Annotated in this window: 12 protein-coding genes and 1 tRNA gene; 7 read left to right on the plus strand and 6 right to left on the minus strand. The window is 32.4% G+C overall.

Annotation, left to right across the window (positions count from 1 at the left end):
* The first annotated feature begins 38 nt into the window (after positions 1-38).
* The 4 genes from NHF47_RS00680 to NHF47_RS00695 all read left to right on the plus strand — a co-directional run bounded on the left by NHF47_RS00680 (position 39) and on the right by NHF47_RS00695 (position 4,792).
* A complete protein-coding gene (locus NHF47_RS00680) occupies positions 39-2,528 on the plus strand; it encodes a BamA/TamA family outer membrane protein (RefSeq protein WP_252763114.1) in 2,490 nt (829 codons plus the stop codon).
* Between the two features lie 45 nt (positions 2,529-2,573).
* Complete coding sequence (gene fbaA, locus NHF47_RS00685; protein ID WP_252763115.1) at positions 2,574-3,641, plus strand: class II fructose-bisphosphate aldolase; 1,068 nt, start codon at positions 2,574-2,576, stop codon at positions 3,639-3,641.
* Between the two features lie 84 nt (positions 3,642-3,725).
* A complete protein-coding gene (gene accD, locus NHF47_RS00690) occupies positions 3,726-4,580 on the plus strand; it encodes an acetyl-CoA carboxylase, carboxyltransferase subunit beta (protein WP_252763116.1) in 855 nt (284 codons plus the stop codon).
* A gap of 130 nt (positions 4,581-4,710) precedes the next feature.
* Positions 4,711-4,792, plus strand: a tRNA-Leu gene (locus NHF47_RS00695).
* 175 nt (positions 4,793-4,967) lie between these two features.
* Here NHF47_RS00695 and NHF47_RS00700 read toward each other — a convergent pair.
* The 6 genes from NHF47_RS00700 to NHF47_RS00725 form a co-directional block, all read right to left on the minus strand.
* Positions 4,968-5,336 carry a hypothetical protein gene (locus NHF47_RS00700; RefSeq protein WP_252763117.1) on the minus strand — a complete coding sequence of 123 codons (369 nt, stop codon included), beginning with the start codon at positions 5,334-5,336 and terminating at the stop codon, positions 4,968-4,970.
* A 418-nt stretch (positions 5,337-5,754) separates the two neighbouring features.
* A complete protein-coding gene (locus tag NHF47_RS00705) occupies positions 5,755-6,210 on the minus strand; it encodes a hypothetical protein (RefSeq protein WP_252763118.1) in 456 nt (151 codons plus the stop codon).
* 101 nt (positions 6,211-6,311) lie between these two features.
* Positions 6,312-9,179 (minus strand): alpha-amylase family glycosyl hydrolase, encoded by a 2,868-nt coding sequence (locus tag NHF47_RS00710; protein WP_252763119.1) that lies wholly within the window; start codon positions 9,177-9,179, stop codon positions 6,312-6,314.
* 42 nt (positions 9,180-9,221) lie between these two features.
* A complete protein-coding gene (locus NHF47_RS00715) occupies positions 9,222-10,307 on the minus strand; it encodes a SusE domain-containing protein (RefSeq protein WP_252763120.1) in 1,086 nt (361 codons plus the stop codon).
* Between the two features lie 17 nt (positions 10,308-10,324).
* Positions 10,325-11,866, minus strand: coding sequence for a RagB/SusD family nutrient uptake outer membrane protein (locus NHF47_RS00720; RefSeq protein ID WP_252763121.1), 1,542 nt, complete (start codon positions 11,864-11,866; stop codon positions 10,325-10,327).
* Between the two features lie 10 nt (positions 11,867-11,876).
* The gene (locus tag NHF47_RS00725; protein ID WP_252763122.1) at positions 11,877-14,948 is read right to left on the minus strand and encodes a SusC/RagA family TonB-linked outer membrane protein; all 3,072 of its coding nucleotides are present in this window, start codon (positions 14,946-14,948) and stop codon (positions 11,877-11,879) included.
* Positions 14,949-15,175: 227 nt separating this feature from the next.
* Here NHF47_RS00725 and NHF47_RS00730 point away from each other — a divergent pair, with 227 nt between their 5' ends.
* From NHF47_RS00730 to pgmB, 3 genes are all read left to right on the plus strand, one after another.
* Complete coding sequence (locus NHF47_RS00730; RefSeq protein ID WP_252763123.1) at positions 15,176-16,198, plus strand: LacI family DNA-binding transcriptional regulator; 1,023 nt, start codon at positions 15,176-15,178, stop codon at positions 16,196-16,198.
* A gap of 200 nt (positions 16,199-16,398) precedes the next feature.
* The gene (locus NHF47_RS00735; RefSeq protein ID WP_252763124.1) at positions 16,399-17,925 is read left to right on the plus strand and encodes an MFS transporter; all 1,527 of its coding nucleotides are present in this window, start codon (positions 16,399-16,401) and stop codon (positions 17,923-17,925) included.
* Entirely contained in the window at positions 17,915-18,571 is a 657-nt protein-coding gene (gene pgmB / locus NHF47_RS00740; RefSeq protein ID WP_252763125.1) for a beta-phosphoglucomutase, read from the plus strand. Before NHF47_RS00735 ends, pgmB begins: the two co-directional genes overlap by 11 nt.

Raw genomic sequence — 18,571 nt, forward strand, 5'->3', positions numbered from 1 at the left:
TTATATTTATAACTGGCACCTTATTTTACTCTTGTTCGATGGTAAAAAAAGTTCCAGACGGCAAACATCTCTTAACGAAGAACACTGTCATAACCAATGATACTGTTGTTAAAAACGAAAGAGTCGAAAGTCTTATTAGCCAAAAACCAAATGGAAAACTTCTTGGATTTCCATTGCGTTTAGGCCTCTACAATATTGCCAAAGACAATCCAGACTCTCTTTATTACGCTTGGTTGGAAAGAAAACCCAATAGAAGAGAAAATCTTGCCAAAATTCTATCCAATAAACAAGTGGATCGATTAAGCCAATCCTTTTTAGTTTCTGGATTGAGTCGCTTCTTAAAAAAAACTGGTGAAGCACCCGTTATTATTGATTCTATTAAAATTGGCACAACCAAAAATAGACTACAAGGTTTTTATAGCAATCAAGGTTTTTTTGATGCCAAAGTAACAGCAAAAGTCGATTCTGTAGGTGTAAAAAGAGCCGAAATTACCTACCATGTAGAAACAGGAAAAGGATATATTATTGATAGCATTTCCAAACGTATTGAAACTCCAGCTTTGGACAGTCTTTTTGTAAAAACACAACCACGTTCTTTAATCAAAAAAGGCGAACAATTTAACGATGAAAAGTTTGATGCAGAAAGAACGCGATTAACTACTTATTTTAGAAACCATGGTGTTTATGATTTTCAAGTAAACCATGTGAGATATGACGTTATTACCAGTGAGAAAGACACCAATATAGATATTGTTTATGATATTGAAGACCGAAAAATTAAAAGAGGTGACACGCTCGTTAAAACTCCTTTTAAGATTTATAAAATCAGTCAAATAAATATTTTTACCAACAGTCCTATTAAAAAAGGAAAATATAAAATTAGTGACAGTGTTGTTTATAATAACTATAATATTTATTCTATTGGAAAGTTAAATTATAAACCCAAAGCCATAACTGATGCCATTTTTATTGAAAAAGGAAATTATTTTAGCGACAACGACAAAACATTAACATCTAGATCATTAAGCAACTTAAAGGTATTTAATTTTCCTAATATTGAATATATAGAAGATCTTTCCACAGAAGATGAAAATGATTTGGTAGCCAATATTTATCTTATTCCCTTAAAAAAGAAAAATTTAAACGCTTCTATTGATTTCAATCATTCCAATATTCAAGATTTTGGTATTACAGGAAATCTTTCGTTAACCTTTAGAAACTTTTTTAGAAGAGCTGAAACCTTAGAAATTTCAACACGAGGTAATATTGGTTCGTCTCGAGATTTACCCAACCCAAACGGGACTTTTTTCAACCTTTCTGAATACGGAGCCGATGTAAAACTTACGTTTCCAAGAATATTTTTTCCTTTTAAAACCACTAGCATCATTAAAAAGGAAATGCTTCCTACTACACAGATGAGTTTTGGTTTAACCAATCAAAAAAACATTGGATTGGACAAAGAAAATTTCACTAGTATTATCAATTACAATTGGTTACCCAAAGACGACACTACCATTCGTTATGATTTATTAAACATTCAATTTGTTCGTAATTTAAATATCGACAACTATTTTAATGTGTATAACTCTTCTTATAATCGATTGAACGATTTAGCTCAAGTGTATGATACAACAGGAACGTATTTGGACCCAAACACAGGAAACTTAACCAATACTAGTGCCGTAGGTTTTATTGACGCTGTTTTAAATGGTTCCATTCCAATTAACAACCAATCTTCTGATTTTAATTCGATACGAAGTATTGGAGAAAGAAGAAAACGTTTAATTGAAAACAATTTGATTGTTTCATCTGCTTTTACATATAATAAAAACACTCGAAAAGGTTTTTTAGATAATACTTTTTATGCCATCAAAGCCAAAATTGAATCAGCAGGAAATTTAGTAAGTTTATTTGCCAAACAAGTGCCACAACCTGAAAGCGATAATGGTAATGAAACTCTTTTTGGTATCGAATATGCGCAATATGTAAAAGGAGAAGTAGATTTAATCAAACACTGGGATTTAGGTAAAAAGAACATTCTGGCTTTTAGAACTTTTGGAGGAATTGCTATTCCTTATGGGAATGCCAATTCTATTCCTTTTTCGCGAAGTTATTTTGCAGGAGGTTCCAATGATAATAGAGGTTGGCAAGCCTATGGATTAGGACCTGGAAGCAGTGGCGGTATTAATGATTTTAATGAAGCTAATTTAAAACTCGCAGCCAGTGTAGAATATCGTTTTAATATTGTAGGAAAAATTAACGGTGGTCTTTTTGTAGATGCAGGAAATATTTGGAATGTATTTGACAATGTAGAAGACAAATCCTACACCTTTAATGGTATTGAATCCTTAAAAGACATAGCTGTAGGAACTGGAATTGGTTTACGATATGATTTTGATTTCTTTGTCTTTAGAATCGATTTTGGTTACAAAGCATACAATCCTGCAAAAGAACAAAGTGAAAGATGGTTTAAAGATATAAACTTTAGTAAAACTGTCTTAAATTTTGGAATTAATTACCCATTCTAATTTTTTAAATTATTATTTTTGTAAATTATATTAAACAAACTAACTATGAATCATTCAATAAAACCTGGTGTAGCAACTGGAAATCAAGTTCAAGAAATATTCAAATATGCTAAAGAAAAAGGATTTGCATTACCAGCTGTTAATGTTACAGGTTCAAGCACAATAAACGGTGTTCTAGAAACTGCTGCTAAACTAAAAGCACCCGTTATTATTCAGTTTTCAAATGGTGGCGCTCAATTTAACGCTGGAAAAGGGCTTTCCAATGAAAATCAAAAAGCAGCAATTTTAGGAGCTGTTGCAGGAGCAAAACACATACATGAATTAGCAGAAGCTTATGGAGCAACGGTTATTTTACATACCGATCACTGTGCGAAAAACTTATTACCTTGGATTGATGGTTTATTAGATGCTTCAGAACAATTTTACAAAGAAAAAGGAAAGTCTTTGTTTAGTTCACATATGATTGATTTATCAGAAGAACCAATTGAAGAAAACATTGAAATTTCTAAAAAATATTTAGAGCGCATGAGCAAAATGGACATGACGTTAGAAATTGAATTAGGAATTACTGGTGGTGAAGAAGATGGTGTAGACAATTCTGATGTTGACAGTTCCAAATTATATACCCAACCTGAAGAAGTAGCTTACGCATATGAAGAATTAATGAAGGTAAGTCCGAGATTTACTATTGCAGCCGCTTTTGGAAATGTACACGGGGTTTACAAACCAGGAAATGTAAAATTAACTCCAAAAATTTTAAAGAACTCTCAAGAATACGTACAAAACAAATACAGCACAACGGCAAACCCAGTTGATTTTGTTTTCCATGGTGGAAGTGGTTCTACACTAGAAGAAATTAGAGAAGCGATTTCTTACGGAGTAATTAAAATGAATATTGATACCGATTTACAATTTGCTTTCACAGAAGGAATTCGCGACTATATGACGAAAAATATCGAGTATTTAAAAACTCAAATTGGTAGTCCAGATGGTCCAGAAAGTCCAAACAAAAAACACTACGATCCAAGAAAATGGATTAGAGAAGGTGAAGCAACATTTAACAAAAGACTAGAGCAAGCATTTGCCGATTTAAATAACGTTAACACTTTATAATTAATTTAGAATTTAAAATTTAGAATTAGGATATTATGGTTTCTAGTTCTAAATTTTGATTATTAATTTCTAACTTCAAGAATTATGGCTTGGTTTAAAAGAAAAGAAAAAGGAATTCAAACAGCAACAGAAGATAAAAAAGACGTTCCTAAAGGGTTGTGGTACAAATCACCAACAGGTAAAATTGTTGACACTGAGGAATTAGCAAAAAACTTATGGGTAAGTCCAGAAGATGATTTTCATGTACGAATAGGTAGCGCTGAATACTTTGAAATCTTGTTTGATAACAATGAATTTAAAGAATTAGACGCTAAAATGACATCTAAAGATCCTTTGAAGTTTGAAGACACTAAGAAATATGGCGATCGTTTAAAAGAAGCGATGGAGAAAACCAAATTAAAAGATGCGGTTCGTACTGCAGTTGGAAAATCCAAAGGAAAAGACTTAGTAGTTTCTTGTATGGATTTTGCTTTTATTGGGGGTTCCATGGGAGCGGTTGTAGGAGAAAAAATTGCTAGAGGAATTGATTACGCTATCAAAAACAAAATCCCTTTTGTGATGATTTCTAAATCGGGTGGTGCCCGAATGATGGAAGCGGCTTATTCCTTAATGCAGTTAGCCAAAACTTCTGCTAAATTAGCGCAATTAGCTGATGCAAAAGTACCTTATATTTCACTTTGTACAGATCCAACTACAGGAGGAACAACAGCTTCATATGCAATGTTAGGAGATATCAACATTGGAGAACCAGGTGCTTTAATTGGTTTTGCAGGTCCGCGTGTGGTAAAAGACACCACAGGTAAAGATTTACCAGAAGGTTTCCAAACTTCAGAGTTCTTGTTAGAACACGGATTCTTGGATTTTATTTCGCACCGAAAAGAATTAAAAAACAAAATCAACTTATATATTGATTTGATTTTAAATCAAGAAATACGATAAAAAGAAGCCAGCACAATTGCTGGCTTTTTCTTTTTCAATCCTTTAGCAAAAAAGCGATAGAAAACCTTTCAAAAAACAGCTAAAAGTTTTTGATTATATCTAAAAATAATTATATTTGCACTCCAATTTAGCGGGTATGGTGAAATTGGTAGACACGCCAGACTTAGGATCTGGTGCCGCAAGGTGTGAAGGTTCGAGTCCTTTTACCCGCACAACAAAAAGCTGAACAATAGTTCGGCTTTTTTTTATGACTTCTATTTAAGGATTTGAAATATAAAAAACCACTCCTTTTACAAGAGTGGTTTTATTTTTAGCTACTTTGTGAGCACGGAAAACATTTCCGCGCTATTAGGTTTATAAATATGTTCTATTGCTTTTTTATATAACTTAATAGTAAAAACACTTATCATATACACCCTCTTTTAAAATTAAAAACAACTTTTTATTTTTTAGAACATATTCTTCATATCCATCATTACTTGTATATTTAGAATTGAAAAAAATGGAATCTGTTTGGATATTAAAGCTTTCACTATCAATAAAAGAATCAGACTTTAAAGTCAACTTATTCCGATTTAAAGACCACTCCCCTTCAATAGTATCATTCATAAAAGAAATAATTCTAAATTGATTATTTTTTTCAATATAAAGTATGTATTCAGGCTTGCCATATAAAATACAATTTGATTCATAATTTCTCTTTAATGTTGGCTTACAAGACACTAAAACTAAAAAAAATAAAATACTATTTCTCATCATACCTATTATTCATTTTTCTAATAAATTCTACGGTGTGAATTTACAATCAGTGTTAGAAATTTTAATCAAAAACAACCTAACCTCTCTTCAAAAATAAATAAAATTAATAACTTTTTGGACGTAAAAAACACCTTTTAGCTTGTAATGACAACCTTTTTACTTATTAAAAGATGCTTTTTGAATATAATTTGAACCTATTCGTTTATAATTACAAGCTTTTTGATTATAAATAGAAGCTTTGAGGTTGTAATTAGAAGCTTTTAGTCTATAATTATACGCTTTGAGATTATAAATAGTAGCTTTTAGATTATGGAGAGATGCTTTTAGGTTTAAAATATAAAACCACTCCTTAAAGAGTGGTTTTTTTAGTAATGGAGTGGATTTTAAGCTTGTGTTATACTTATTTTAATAGTCCCTATTTCAAGGGTCGCAAGGTATTGCTATACGTAATCGAAAAATCGGCGGTATCGTCTTTGTATTCTTTCATCAAATAAATGAATTTATACTTTTGTGCTTTATCCGAAGGAATTACAATGTCTTTTTTAGAAAATTGATCGTGAATGACCAAAGCACTCTCATTGGAAAAACTAAAGTAATCGGCTAGTTTTGTGTTTAAATTGGTAATAGGATAACTCGAATAAACCGATTTTTCTCCTTGTTTTGCCGAAATTTTTTCTCCTTTGAAGCCTTGTGTTAAAATGAGAACACTACGATTACTAGCATCCGCGTTGTGCTGTTTCAAAAACGCATTTTTTTCACTTTCTGAAACACTGGTAAAATCATCTCGATATTGGGTAGATACTCCACCCGATTTACATCCTATAATAAGTATTAAAAGGACAACTAGGGTATATAAATTTTTCTTTTTCATATTTTAATAACTTAAAAAAACAGCTTATAGTATGTTTTTATACTAAAAAAAGCACCTTTTTAAAAAAAAGATGCTTTTTAAGAAACACATTCTAAATCAAATTAATCTTTACTAAACTTGCTTTTATTGATGGTATTATCGGAATTAATAATGGTAATAAAATAAATTCCTTTTTGAATATCTTCAATCGGTAAACTCTGATTTGCTTTTACCGAATTAAAACTTTTTACCAATTGCCCTGTTATCGTATAAATAGCCACTTTATTAGCATCTAAAGACACATGCAGGTTGCTTTTTGCAGGATTTGGATATACCAAAACTTTATCATTTGCTTCAAATTCAGAAGTACTTAAAGTACTTGGTTGGTTACCAAAAATTCTAAATTGACCAGAAGGAATACTAATTGCAGTTGTTGTATTCGTAACTACATAAGGAGCATCAGTCATTAAATCATACCAAGTTCCGGTGTAAGGAAAATTAGGATTAATCGTTAAATCAGCCACAGAGAAATTTGCCAAAATCACTACATTTTTCAATTGTGTAGTGGGCAAACTATTATCGTAAACATAGATTCTTTGTCTAACATTATTGCCATCTGGACTAATGGCGTAATCCCCATTAAAAACAGGTTCGTTGGTTTTTAAAGCAATCATTCGCGCATACTTATCATAAATTGCGCCTCTAATTGGGTCGCTTGCCCAGTTTTCAACCCATTGTGGTTGTGGTTTTGTGGCTAATTTACAATCTCCTGGCGTTGGATCTGATTCGGAGTTTACAGTTCCATTGGTACAGGTATAAATAGAATCGTCCATACCTAATTCTTGAAAATGCCAAATCATTTTTGGTCCAGGAACCAATACACTTATAGCTCCTAAAGAAGCCATTCTATTTAAAGCATTGGTAAGATTTCCATTTACAGGATAAGCTCCTGCTGCATTTCCAAAAGTGACAGCCTCATACATTAAACGATCTTTATCATGGCTTTCAGGATACCCAATTAAACGTTTTCCAGAAAAACCTCTGCTTACGTGCCCTATTCTTGAAATATCACCATTAGTTGCATATCCTTTCGCTAATTCTTTATAATTAAAGAACATTTCACCCCACATCATAATTCCTTTACCTTCTCCTAGCCTATAATTTGCCCATTGTTGTTCTTCATTATCAGAACCTAAATGTTCAAAAATAGCGTAGTGATTGGTATCTAAACTCCATGTATAATCTACATATTCTTTCAAAACATCGATACGATCTTGTTGATATGCATTGGTACACGATTCATCACCACTCGTACAATTTTGTGTAAACCCTTTGGTTAAATCCCAACGGAAACCGTCAATTTTAAAATCAGTAATCCAATGTTTTAAAGTACGTTTTACATATTCTTTAGTATGCGTAGAAGCATGATTGAAATCTTCACCTACACTATAAGTATGTCGCGCTACCGTATTAAAGTAAGGATTATCGGTACTTGGGCTACCCCAACCATCGCCATCTGGATCATTCATCCACATTCTTACCATTGGATTTCTTCCGAAAGCATGATTAAAAGCGATATCTAAAATAACCGCAATACCATTTTGATGGCATACATCTACTAATTCTCTCAACTTATCTTCTGTACCATAGAATTTATCCAAAGCCATGTGAAAAGAAGTGTTGTAACCCCAACTTTCATTCCCTTCAAATTCCATTACAGGCATTAATTCGATTGCCGTAATTCCTAAATTTTTTAAATACATGATTTTATCTATCACATCTTGATAATTTCGGTCTGCATCAAAATCACGTACTAGAAGTTCGTAAACTACTAAATTGTCTTTATTAGGTTTTGTAAAATTAGTCACTTGCCAATTGTATGGGGTTTGCGCGGTTTGTAAAACTGTTACTTCTCTTTCTTGACCTGCTGGATAAGTAGGCAAATTAGGATAAGAAGCACTTGGAATATACGGATCATCGTAAGGTGATAAAACTAGTGTTGAACAAGGATCTGCTGCTTTCACCAAAGAAGGAGAATTTGCAATAGGCGTTTGATCCACTACCCAATATTGATAGGTATAAATTTGTCCTGGTGTTAAACCAGTAAGTTCCAACCAGAATTTCTCAGAAGACGTATCTTTTTTCATGGCATAAGCATTGCTTGGGTTCCAATTGTTAAAAGAACCTGCCACATATACAAAATCTTTCCCTGGAGCATTTAATACTAAAGTTGCTTTAGTGTTATCGGATGCATTATAATTAATTCCAATTTCCATCCCATTAGGAAGCGCTTGAGTTACTGCACCTGGATTCACTACTACAGCAAAAGTTTTGGTTTGTGTAACGGCTCCTTGCGTAATTTCTAATTCATAATTTTGGTTGGTCGTGATATTCGTATGATTGAAGCTATACGAACTTACATTGGCAACCGAATTAATAGAAGCCCCATTCGCTTTTAAATTATAATTGGCATTCCCATTATTATTGTTGGCTGAAATGGATAAATTACCCCCTGAATTTAAAATGGTTGTAGAGTTAACTGCTGGTGTAACTAAAGTCGATTGAAAAGCCCCTACTTCAATTAAAATATCTTGTGATTTTTTATCTCCAGTTCCATCTTTTGCTTTTACTAAAAACCCTATTCTACCGATTCCTGTTCTAGCATAAAACGTATTGGGAACAAAAGTCATCGTATAGGTATCTGGACCTGCATTATAGGTCAACCGATTCGCTTCATTGGAACTCGTCCAAGAACCATTGGTGGGACAATCTAAGATATTGGTATCATTGGTATCAAAAGACCAAGCCCACAAATAAAGAGCATTTCCAGTAACTCCCCAAGTAGCTTCATTAATAGAATTTCCATTAATGGTAATGGTGATACTCTGATTTTCTTCAAAAGAAGAAGGAGCAACACTATAGGTTACATTTTGCTGTTGAGAGAAAACAAAGGATATAAAAAAAGTAAATAAATACGTAATTTTTTTCATTGTGAATATATTTGAAAAAGGCTACCTAAGTAGCCTTTTTATTTATTGAGCAGTTAATGAATAAGTATATTCTCTTGGGTTACTTAAATCTAATTCGATTAAATAAGTTCCAGCTGAAGGCACAGTTAAATTTGGTCCACCGTAATCCATATATTCATCACCATTTGAATCACCACCTAAATTTAAATCCCAACCATTGTTAGCTCTAAATTTGAATTCTCCAGCAGTTAATGGTAAAGTTATACTCCATTTTTTTGTGGAAGCATTATAAGTCATATCATGATCTAGAGCTGGATCAGGCCATCCATTAGGCGTAGCAGCACCAGTAACTGCCCAATTAGCAATTTCTACTGAATATGTTAATCCATTTGGGTTATCTGAAGTAACAGCACCTGTATTAGCTTTAACTCTATAATAACCAGCTGCAGCTGGCCCACAGTTAGTTGAGCTTCCTTGTAGTAAAACTCCTGAAAATGTTCCATCATCACCCCAATCAACATTTCCCCATTCATAAGCACCAGATGCGTTTGGTGCAATAAATTTGAATTCCCCATCTAACCATAGAAATCCTTCAAAATCTGTTTTTCCAAAATCCGAAGCTGCCAATTCTGGTGCAGTTGGTGGATTCCATCCTTGATGATTACCTGGTACAGCAATTTTTGGCAAATCAGTAGGATAAGGAGTAATTGTTAAAGTAATAACATTTGAATAGGTTACTAAACTTTCATTTGAACCTAAAGAAGCTTTAACTCTGACATCAACATCAGTTGCATCGTAAGGTATTGCTCCTAAATTTAACATCACTCCATTAAGTGCTTCTACAGTCCAAGTTACAAATCGACTTGTTGTCATTCCACCAATTTCATATGTCGCAAAATCAGTCCCTGATAAAGCTATTTGAACTTCATAATTAACCTCCGTTTGAACAGAATATTCAGCATGATTCCAAACTAAAGTTGTTGCTTCACTTGCAGCATTTGCTGGATTTAATTCATAAGTACTTCCGTTTACAGGAGAAACTAATTGCGGGTCACCTGAAGCTTTAACGGTAACTTGCTCATCATTTTCACAAGAAAAACTTGTAAATAACAATAAGGCTAGAGCAGATATTTTTAATATTTTTTTCATTTTAAAACAATTTTATGTTAATAACCAGGATTTTGTGATAAGTTAGGATTCGCTTGCAAAGCCGTTAAAGGGATTGGGAATACGTTATAAGTAGCTGGAATTGGAGCTCCATTCACTGCATTTCCTTTCCATGGCCATAAATAAGTTCCTCCAGTAAACATTCCAAAACGAATTAAATCGCTTCTTCTGTGTCCTTCTAACATTAATTCCCTACCTCTTTCTTCTATTATGAAATCTAAATCCAATTCACTAGATGAGATTGTTAATGCATTAGATCTTGTTCTTACAGCATTTACATATGTAACAGCTTCTGTTAAAGAACCACCAGTTGCGCCTCTAACTACGCATTCAGCATACATTAAATAAGCATCTGCCAATCTAAATAATGGGAAATCTGTCCCTGAAAAGTCTGTAGGTGTAGTAGCAGACATATAATTATTATTTCTAAACTTGATTGATGGATATCCATTAGTCCATTCTTTATAATCGGTCATTTCGAAAGTATGCCCATTGGTCCAAAACAATTGCGCTCTATCATCTGTAGAAGTTGACAAGTTACCAAATAGACCATACCATGCTTTAGTAGCTCTGTGACCTGCCCAACCTTGAGTAGCTCCATAAGTACTTAATGTCATGGTAGCACTATTTAAACTTCCGTTTACGATATAGGTCGTATTTCCATAACTTTGGCTTACTAAAGGATCTGCGATTAATGGATAGATAATTTCTGATGAAGTATTATTATCTCCTGTAAAGTTAGAAGCAAAATTAGGTTCTAATGTATAACCTCCTTCATCAATAACTTTCTTTGTATAAGTTAACGCATCTGTATATCTATCTACTCCTGTATATACTTGAGCATTCAAATATAATTTTGCCAATAACATTCTTACTACAGATTTATTTGCTCTACCATAAGCATTTGTCATGGTAATCTTGTCTTCAATATCTAATAATTCTGATTCAACGAAGTTAAACAGATCTAATCTAGAAGCTTCAGGAAGTGGCGTTGAAACACCCACGTTCTCTTCTGTCACTAAAACCCCTTTTCCAAAGCAATCAATCATATAGTAGTACGCTAATGATCTTAGAAATCGCACTTCACTAGTAATGGATTCTTTATTAGGTATATCTACATTATTTAAAACTACTAATAGATTATTGCATTGTGGAACGGTATAGTAAACTCTATTATATAAATATCTGAAGAATTTATTGTTTTCGTCCCAACTTGAAGTAGTTGTTAACTGGTCTAAACCATTATCTCCCCAACGGTTTTTCATACCATCTGCAGTAAACTCTTGCAAATTGATAATTCCTCTTAAAAATGGGGATTCACCTGGATCATCACTTATATCAGAAGAACCTGGTCCATCTGGACCTGATAAAGCAAAGGAACCATACAATTTCGACATAATACCAGTAATGGCATTTGGATCTTTCTGTAGCAATTGTTCTAATGACAATTCTACTTTTGGTTCTGTGTTTAAATCATCTGTACATCCTGAAAACAAAGCAGTACAAAAGATGAATAAACTTAATAATTTGATTCTTTTCATATTTATTTTTTTAAAAATCTAAACTTAATCCAAACGTGTAAGAAGTTGGTCTTGGATAAAAATTCGTATCAATTGCTCCAAAATTTTCAGGGTCTTGACCACCATATTTTGTTATTAAAAATGGATTATTCAGAGCTCCATATAATCTTAGAGAAGAAGTCTTTATTAATTTATTGAATTTATATCCTAAAATAATATTCTCACATCTTAAAAAAGTAGCATCTTCTAAGAAATAATCTGAAAAAGTGGCATTCCCATTAAAGTTTTGGAAAGCCAAATCAGATTCCCCTCCGTAAAAATTTAAAACATTTGACAAGCTATTGTTGTTTACTGGAATTGCACTATCAACCCAACCTGAAGTTAAAATTCTTGAATTGTAAACTTGTCCGCCAAATTGACCTCTGAAGCTAGAACTTACATCCCAATTTTTATAATTAAACGCGAATCCAAAACCAAAAGTCCAATTTGGTCTTACTGCTTTATAATATCTATCGTCATTGGTAATCACATTATCACCATTTCTGTCAACAAAAGCACCTGGAATAACGTTGCCATCTTGATCATATAGTTGTTCAAATACCCAAAATGAATACGGTTGTAAACCTACTACGTGATCAGCAATATTTACACCTGTACCTGTTGGTAAATTACCTCCAGCCTGCACTTTATCAACATCTTTTAAATCGGTTACCTTTACATAACTATATGCTACATTGGTATATACTTCTAATCTATAATCTTCTGTTTGTACAGGTTTTAAATTTAAACTTAACTCAAAACCTTTACCCTCAGTACTTCCCACATTTTTAACAAAAGTATCTGTCAATCCTTGTCCTGGAGGTAATGGTACTCTTGCCAATAAATCATTTGTTTCTTTCTTATATATATCAAAACTTCCTGATAAAAAGTTATTCTTAAAGAAATCAAAATCAACACCTAAGTTATAGGTAGTTGTTTTTTCCCAAGTTAAATCTTCATTAAAAGCTAAAGCAGAATATAAGTTAGAACCATCTAAATATTGACTGCTATTGCTACCAACACTAAACAAAGGTGTAGAGGGATAAAACCCTACAGTACCTGTAATATCTTGTTGTCCAGTTTTACCTACTCCAATTCTTACTTTAGCATCATTCACAAAGGCAACATTTGAAAGAAAGCTTTCTTCTTTTAATTTCCAAGCTACTGCCGCTGATGGAAAATAACCCCATCTTTTATCTTCTCTAAATAAAGATGAACCGTCTGCTCTAAAGGTTAAGGTAACTAAATATTTATTCGCTAAATCTATATTCGCTCTTCCAAAAAAGGATTGTAAATTCAAAACATTGTAGTATCTATTGTTTGGGTTGTTTACATTTGGCTGCACCTCTCTAAGTCCCGTGTCTATGTTATACCTATAGATTTCTTTATTCCCGTCATTCTTAAAGTTTTGATACGAATAACCTCCTTGAATATCAAATTTATTTACGAACCCATCCAACGATTTAGCATACGCTAAATAAGAGTCCATAGTTACATTTGTCATTTTTTGATTTTCCAAATAATTTAAGCCAGGATTAAAAACATAATCTGTATCATTATTGATTACCCTATAAGTAGCTATAGCATTGTTGTTAAATGTCTCGCGAATTCTAGCTTTAGAAGCATCAATACCTAAATTCAATACTGCTCTTAATTCCGGTAAAAAATGCATTTTATAATCCATTTCAATATTACCTAAAAATCGAAGCACTCTTTCGGGTCTATTTCTTTGCTCTAATAAAGCTAAAGGATTATATTGACCACTTATATTATTAGAATTTGTAACCAAATCTTGATAATAACCTCCAAATCTATTTGAAGCTGAATAATCATATAACGGTTTAGTAGGATCCATTTTAATTGCACCTCCTAAAGCACCCCCTTCATCAATTGAATTTTTAACAACATTTATCAATCTTGCATTGGCATCGATTTTTAAATGATCTGTAAAAAGTTTTGGTGTTAATTTCAATGAATAGTTATATCTCTCATAATCATTCGTTTTAACCAAACCTTCATTTTTAGTATAACCTAATGAAGCTCTCATTGGCAATACTTTATATAGATTCGTCTTAGCACTAAAATTATGATCAGTCGAAATAGCCGTTCTATAAATTTCGTCTTGCCAATCGGTATCATATAAAATTCTACCTTCAATTACCCCAGGTGTTGATGGATCATCAACCAATGTTGAATTAGGATCATCTATACCTAAATAATTAGTATAAGTAGGATGATACTCCTCAATAAATTGAGTAAACTCTTTCCCATTCATCACGTCAATTTTTTTACCTACTTTACCAACCGATACATTTGCAGAATAATTATATTGTGCTTGACCCGAAGTTCCTTTTTTGGTTGTAATAATAATGACACCATTAGAAGCTCTAGAACCATAAATAGCAGAAGCAGAAGCGTCTTTTAGAACTGTAAAACTTTCAATATCATTTGGATTAATAAATGACAATGGATTACTAACACCTGCTTGTGTTGTATTATCTAAAGGAATTCCATCAATAACAATTAAAGGACTACTATTAGCACTTAAAGAAGAACCTCCTCTAATTCTGATATTTGGAGCCGAATCTGGCTGACCACCATTTGAAGTGATTCTAAGACCCGCTACTTTACCTGTCAATAATTGATCCGCAGAAACAATTGCTCCTTTATTAAAATCCTTTGTAGTTACAGAAACTAAAGATCCAGTAGCGTCTTCTTTTTTAACGGATCCATAACCAATAACAACTACACCTTCTAATTGATTCGCATCTTCAATCATTAAAATAGTAATTTCTTTTTCACCTTTATAAGTAAATGTTTGCTTTACAAATCCTACATAAGAGAAAACAATTTGATCTCCATTAGTTAAATTTGAAAGTGTAAAGTTTCCGTCAAAATCTGTGGCAGTTCCTGACGTACTATTAACTACTGCTATATTCACACTTGGTAGTGGTGATTGTGTGGCACTATCTAACACTCTTCCTTTTAAAATGTTCTGTGCAAACATCCCCATCGGTAATACTACCAGCATGAAAAATAATAGCTTTTTTTGTAATGTTTTCATACAATTTGTTTAGGGTTAAATCTTTAATTATTTTCGCTTATAATTCACTTCTAATGTTAAATTTATGTAAAAAAAGCTTTAAAAAAAATCAGTAAGCGAGAAAGACTAACCGAAAACGTTTTCGTGTTGAAAACTTTGTTAAATCCTAGCATTTTTTACATTAAAATTACGATACTAAGAAAAATAAAAGTACTTTTATTGAAAATATTAAATTTACAAAAAATGCAATGAAAAGAAAAGTAACTTTAAAACAAATTGCCAAAGAGTTAGATGTATCTATTTCAACTGTATCCAAATCCTTAAAAAACAGTCCCGAAATAAGCGAAGATACTCGTTTAAAAGTACAAGCATTTGCAAAACTATATAACTACAAACCCAACAACATTGCCTTAAGCTTAAAAAACAAAAAAACGAAAACTATAGGAATAATAATTCCTGAAATTGTACATCATTTTTTTGCTACTGTTATTAGTGGAATTGAACAGGTTGCTAATGAACAAGGTTACAATGTAATTGTGTGTTTATCGGACGAATCTTTTGACAAAGAAGTCATCAACCTTGAAATGCTTGCCAATGGAAGCACGGATGGATTTATTATGTCTTTATCCAAAGAAACACAACAAAAGAAAGATTTTCATCATCTACAAGAGGTAATAAACCAAGGAATGCCAATTGTTATGTTTGATAGAGTGGCCAATGAAATTTTGGCTGATAAAGTAATTATCGATGATTTATTGGCCGCCTACCAAGCTGTCAATTTTTTAATTGAAGAAGGACGCAAAAAAATAGCTTTAATAACTACTGTTGACTATGTAAGTGTTGGTAAATTGAGAACTGAAGGTTACATTAAAGCTTTAAAAGATCATAATTTACCTGTAGATGAAAACATCATATTAAAAATTGAAGACATAGACAATTGTTCGGACGTAATTCAAAGATTAATTGACGAACAAAAAATAGATAGTGTATTTGCGGTTAATGAACTTTTTGCTGTAGTTGCTATTAAAGAAGCTTTAAAAAAAGGAATAAAAATTCCTGAAGAACTATCGGTAATTGCATTTACGGATGGAATCATCTCTAAATTTTCAACACCCACAATTACTACTGTAAGCCAAAACGGAGTTAAAATGGGTAGAAAAGCAGCCGAAATGTTAATTGAAAGACTAGAAGCAGAAGATGAAGAAGAGGAACGATATCGTACGGAAGTCATTGAAACAAACTTAATTTCTAGAGAATCTACGCAAACGTGATAGTTTTAATTAACCTATTGAAAAACAAATTATTACAATACAAAAAGTTGTCTTTTCCAACAAAAAAAAGTAGTTAAAAAAAATTTTTAGATTAAAATAAAATATATATTTGTACTCAATCAAAGCTTATAATACACTTCTACAATACTAAGTTTTGATAAGCAATCACGCTTATCGTAAAATAATAAAACGTTACGATAATGGAAAAGCGTAAATTAGGTTTCTGGGAAATTTGGAACATGAGTTTCGGTTTTTTAGGAATACAGTTTGGTTTTGCTTTGCAAAACGCAAACACTTCTAGAATTTTCGACACCTTGGGTGCTGAAGTGGATAAAATTGGCCTATATTGGTTAGCCGCTCCTTTAACTGGATTAATTGTACAACCTATCGTGGGGTATTTTTCTGACCGAACTTGGACAAAGCTTGGAAGAAGAAGACCTTATTTTTTAGCAGGTGCCATTTTATCTTCAATTGCACTATGCATCATGCCCAATTCACCCACTTTATGGGTAGCCATAGGTACCTTATGGATTATGGACTCTTCCATAAACATTTCTATGGAACCTTTTCGAGCTTTTGTTGGAGATAATTTACCAGAAAAACAAAGAACATTAGGTTTCTCCATGCAAAGTTTCTTTATTGGAGCTGGTGCAGTAGTAGGTTCTGCCCTACCTTACATTTTTACGAATTGGTTCAACATGGCCAACACGGCTCCAAAAGGAATTATAGCTCCATCTGTAAAGTGGTCTTTCTACATTGGAGGTATAGTTTTTCTATTAGCTGTATTATGGACCGTATTCCATTCGAAAGAATACACTCCAGAAGAGTTAGAAAAATTTGAAAAAAACAAAGAACCTAATCTTAATAAAATTGAAAACAGCCAATCTTTAGTCCCATTGAAGAAGCAATGGAATTATGGAATTCTATTAACTTTTATTGGGCTTATTGCCTTATCGTATGTTTATTATATCAATCGAATAAACAATTCACACAAAGAATTGTATATATTGGCTATCGGTTTATTTGTAACAGGGGTATTATTTATCATTGTTTCGCAACTGCGTAAAGCCCAAGTAAGAAATGGTTTTACAGTAATTGTTACCGATTTATTAAATATGCCAAAAACCATGAAACAATTAGCTTGGGTGCAATTTTTTTCTTGGTTCGCCTTATTTGCAATGTGGATCTACACTACTAAATCTGTAACAGGTCACGTATTCAACTCTTTTGACACCACTTCAAAAGTATATAATGACGCAGCTGATTGGGTTAGTGTTATGTTTACAGTTTATAATGGAGTTGCTGCTGCAGTTGCCTTTTTATTGCCTGTTATTGCAAAAAGAACCAGTAATAAATTCACTCATATGTTAGCCTTAGTTGCAGGTGGCTTAGGACTTATTTCTATTTATTTCTTATCGGATAAAACAGGATTATTGTTAGCTATGATTGGTGTAGGAATTGCTTGGGCAAGTATTCTTTCTATTCCTTATGCCATGTTATCTGGTGCATTACCCGCTAACAAAATGGGATACTATATGGGCGTTTTCAATTTCTTCATTGTAATACCTCAAATTGTAGCTGGAACAATTCTAGGGTTTTTAGTCAATACTTTTTTTGATGATCAACCTATTTATGCGTTAATTATAGGAGGATTTTCTATGATTTTCGCAGGCCTTTTAACATTAACAGTAAAAACAAAAAGAAAATTAAATATTAATGAACAATAAAACTTTCATATTTGATTTAGATGGAGTAATAGTAGATACTGCTAAATATCATTTTTTAGCATGGCAACGATTGGCTTCTCAATTAGGAATAGATTTCACACCTGAACATAATGAACAATTAAAAGGAGTAAGTAGAGTTCGTTCCTTAGATATTATATTAGAATTAGGAAACATTCATGCTACACAAGAAGATAAAAACAAGTGGCTCATTCAAAAAAACACAGAATATCTTTCCTACATCGATAAATTAGATGAAAGCGAAATATTGCCTGGAGTATCTTCAGTATTAAATTATCTTAAAGAATATCAACAAAATATTGTTTTAGGTAGTGCAAGTAAAAATGCAAGACCGATTTTAGAAAAAACAGGTATTATACATTATTTTGATGCCATAGTAGATGGTAATGATGTTACCAATGCAAAACCCGATCCCGAAGTTTTTCTTCAAGGGGCAAAAAAAATGAATGCATCACCAACAAATTGTATCGTTTTTGAAGATTCAGTTGCAGGTATTCAAGCAGCAAATATTGCTGAAATGACAAGTATTGGAATTGGCGAAAAAGAGGTTTTGCATGAAGCGAAATTTATTTTCCCCAACTTTACTTTTATCGACACAACTTTTTTAGACAATTTATTGAAAAAATAA

This window comes from Flavobacterium sp. NRK F7 (assembly GCF_024054195.1).
Classification (GTDB): Bacteria; Bacteroidota; Bacteroidia; order Flavobacteriales; family Flavobacteriaceae; genus Flavobacterium.

Bases quoted from the DNA above. Each gene is read 5' to 3' on its own strand.
- NHF47_RS00710 (WP_252763119.1), bottom strand. From the start codon at position 9,179: ATGAAAAAAATTACGTATTTATTTACTTTTTTTATATCCTTTGTTTTC.
- NHF47_RS00680 (WP_252763114.1), top strand. From the start codon at position 39: ATGGTAAAAAAAGTTCCAGACGGCAAACATCTCTTAACGAAGAACACT.
- accD (WP_252763116.1), top strand. From the start codon at position 3,726: ATGGCTTGGTTTAAAAGAAAAGAAAAAGGAATTCAAACAGCAACAGAA.
- fbaA (WP_252763115.1), top strand. From the start codon at position 2,574: ATGAATCATTCAATAAAACCTGGTGTAGCAACTGGAAATCAAGTTCAA.
- NHF47_RS00715 (WP_252763120.1), bottom strand. From the start codon at position 10,307: ATGAAAAAAATATTAAAAATATCTGCTCTAGCCTTATTGTTATTTACA.
- NHF47_RS00720 (WP_252763121.1), bottom strand. From the start codon at position 11,866: ATGAAAAGAATCAAATTATTAAGTTTATTCATCTTTTGTACTGCTTTG.
- NHF47_RS00705 (WP_252763118.1), bottom strand. From the start codon at position 6,210: ATGAAAAAGAAAAATTTATATACCCTAGTTGTCCTTTTAATACTTATT.
- NHF47_RS00735 (WP_252763124.1), top strand. From the start codon at position 16,399: ATGGAAAAGCGTAAATTAGGTTTCTGGGAAATTTGGAACATGAGTTTC.
- NHF47_RS00725 (WP_252763122.1), bottom strand. From the start codon at position 14,948: ATGAAAACATTACAAAAAAAGCTATTATTTTTCATGCTGGTAGTATTA.
- NHF47_RS00700 (WP_252763117.1), bottom strand. From the start codon at position 5,336: ATGAGAAATAGTATTTTATTTTTTTTAGTTTTAGTGTCTTGTAAGCCA.
- NHF47_RS00730 (WP_252763123.1), top strand. From the start codon at position 15,176: ATGAAAAGAAAAGTAACTTTAAAACAAATTGCCAAAGAGTTAGATGTA.
- pgmB (WP_252763125.1), top strand. From the start codon at position 17,915: ATGAACAATAAAACTTTCATATTTGATTTAGATGGAGTAATAGTAGAT.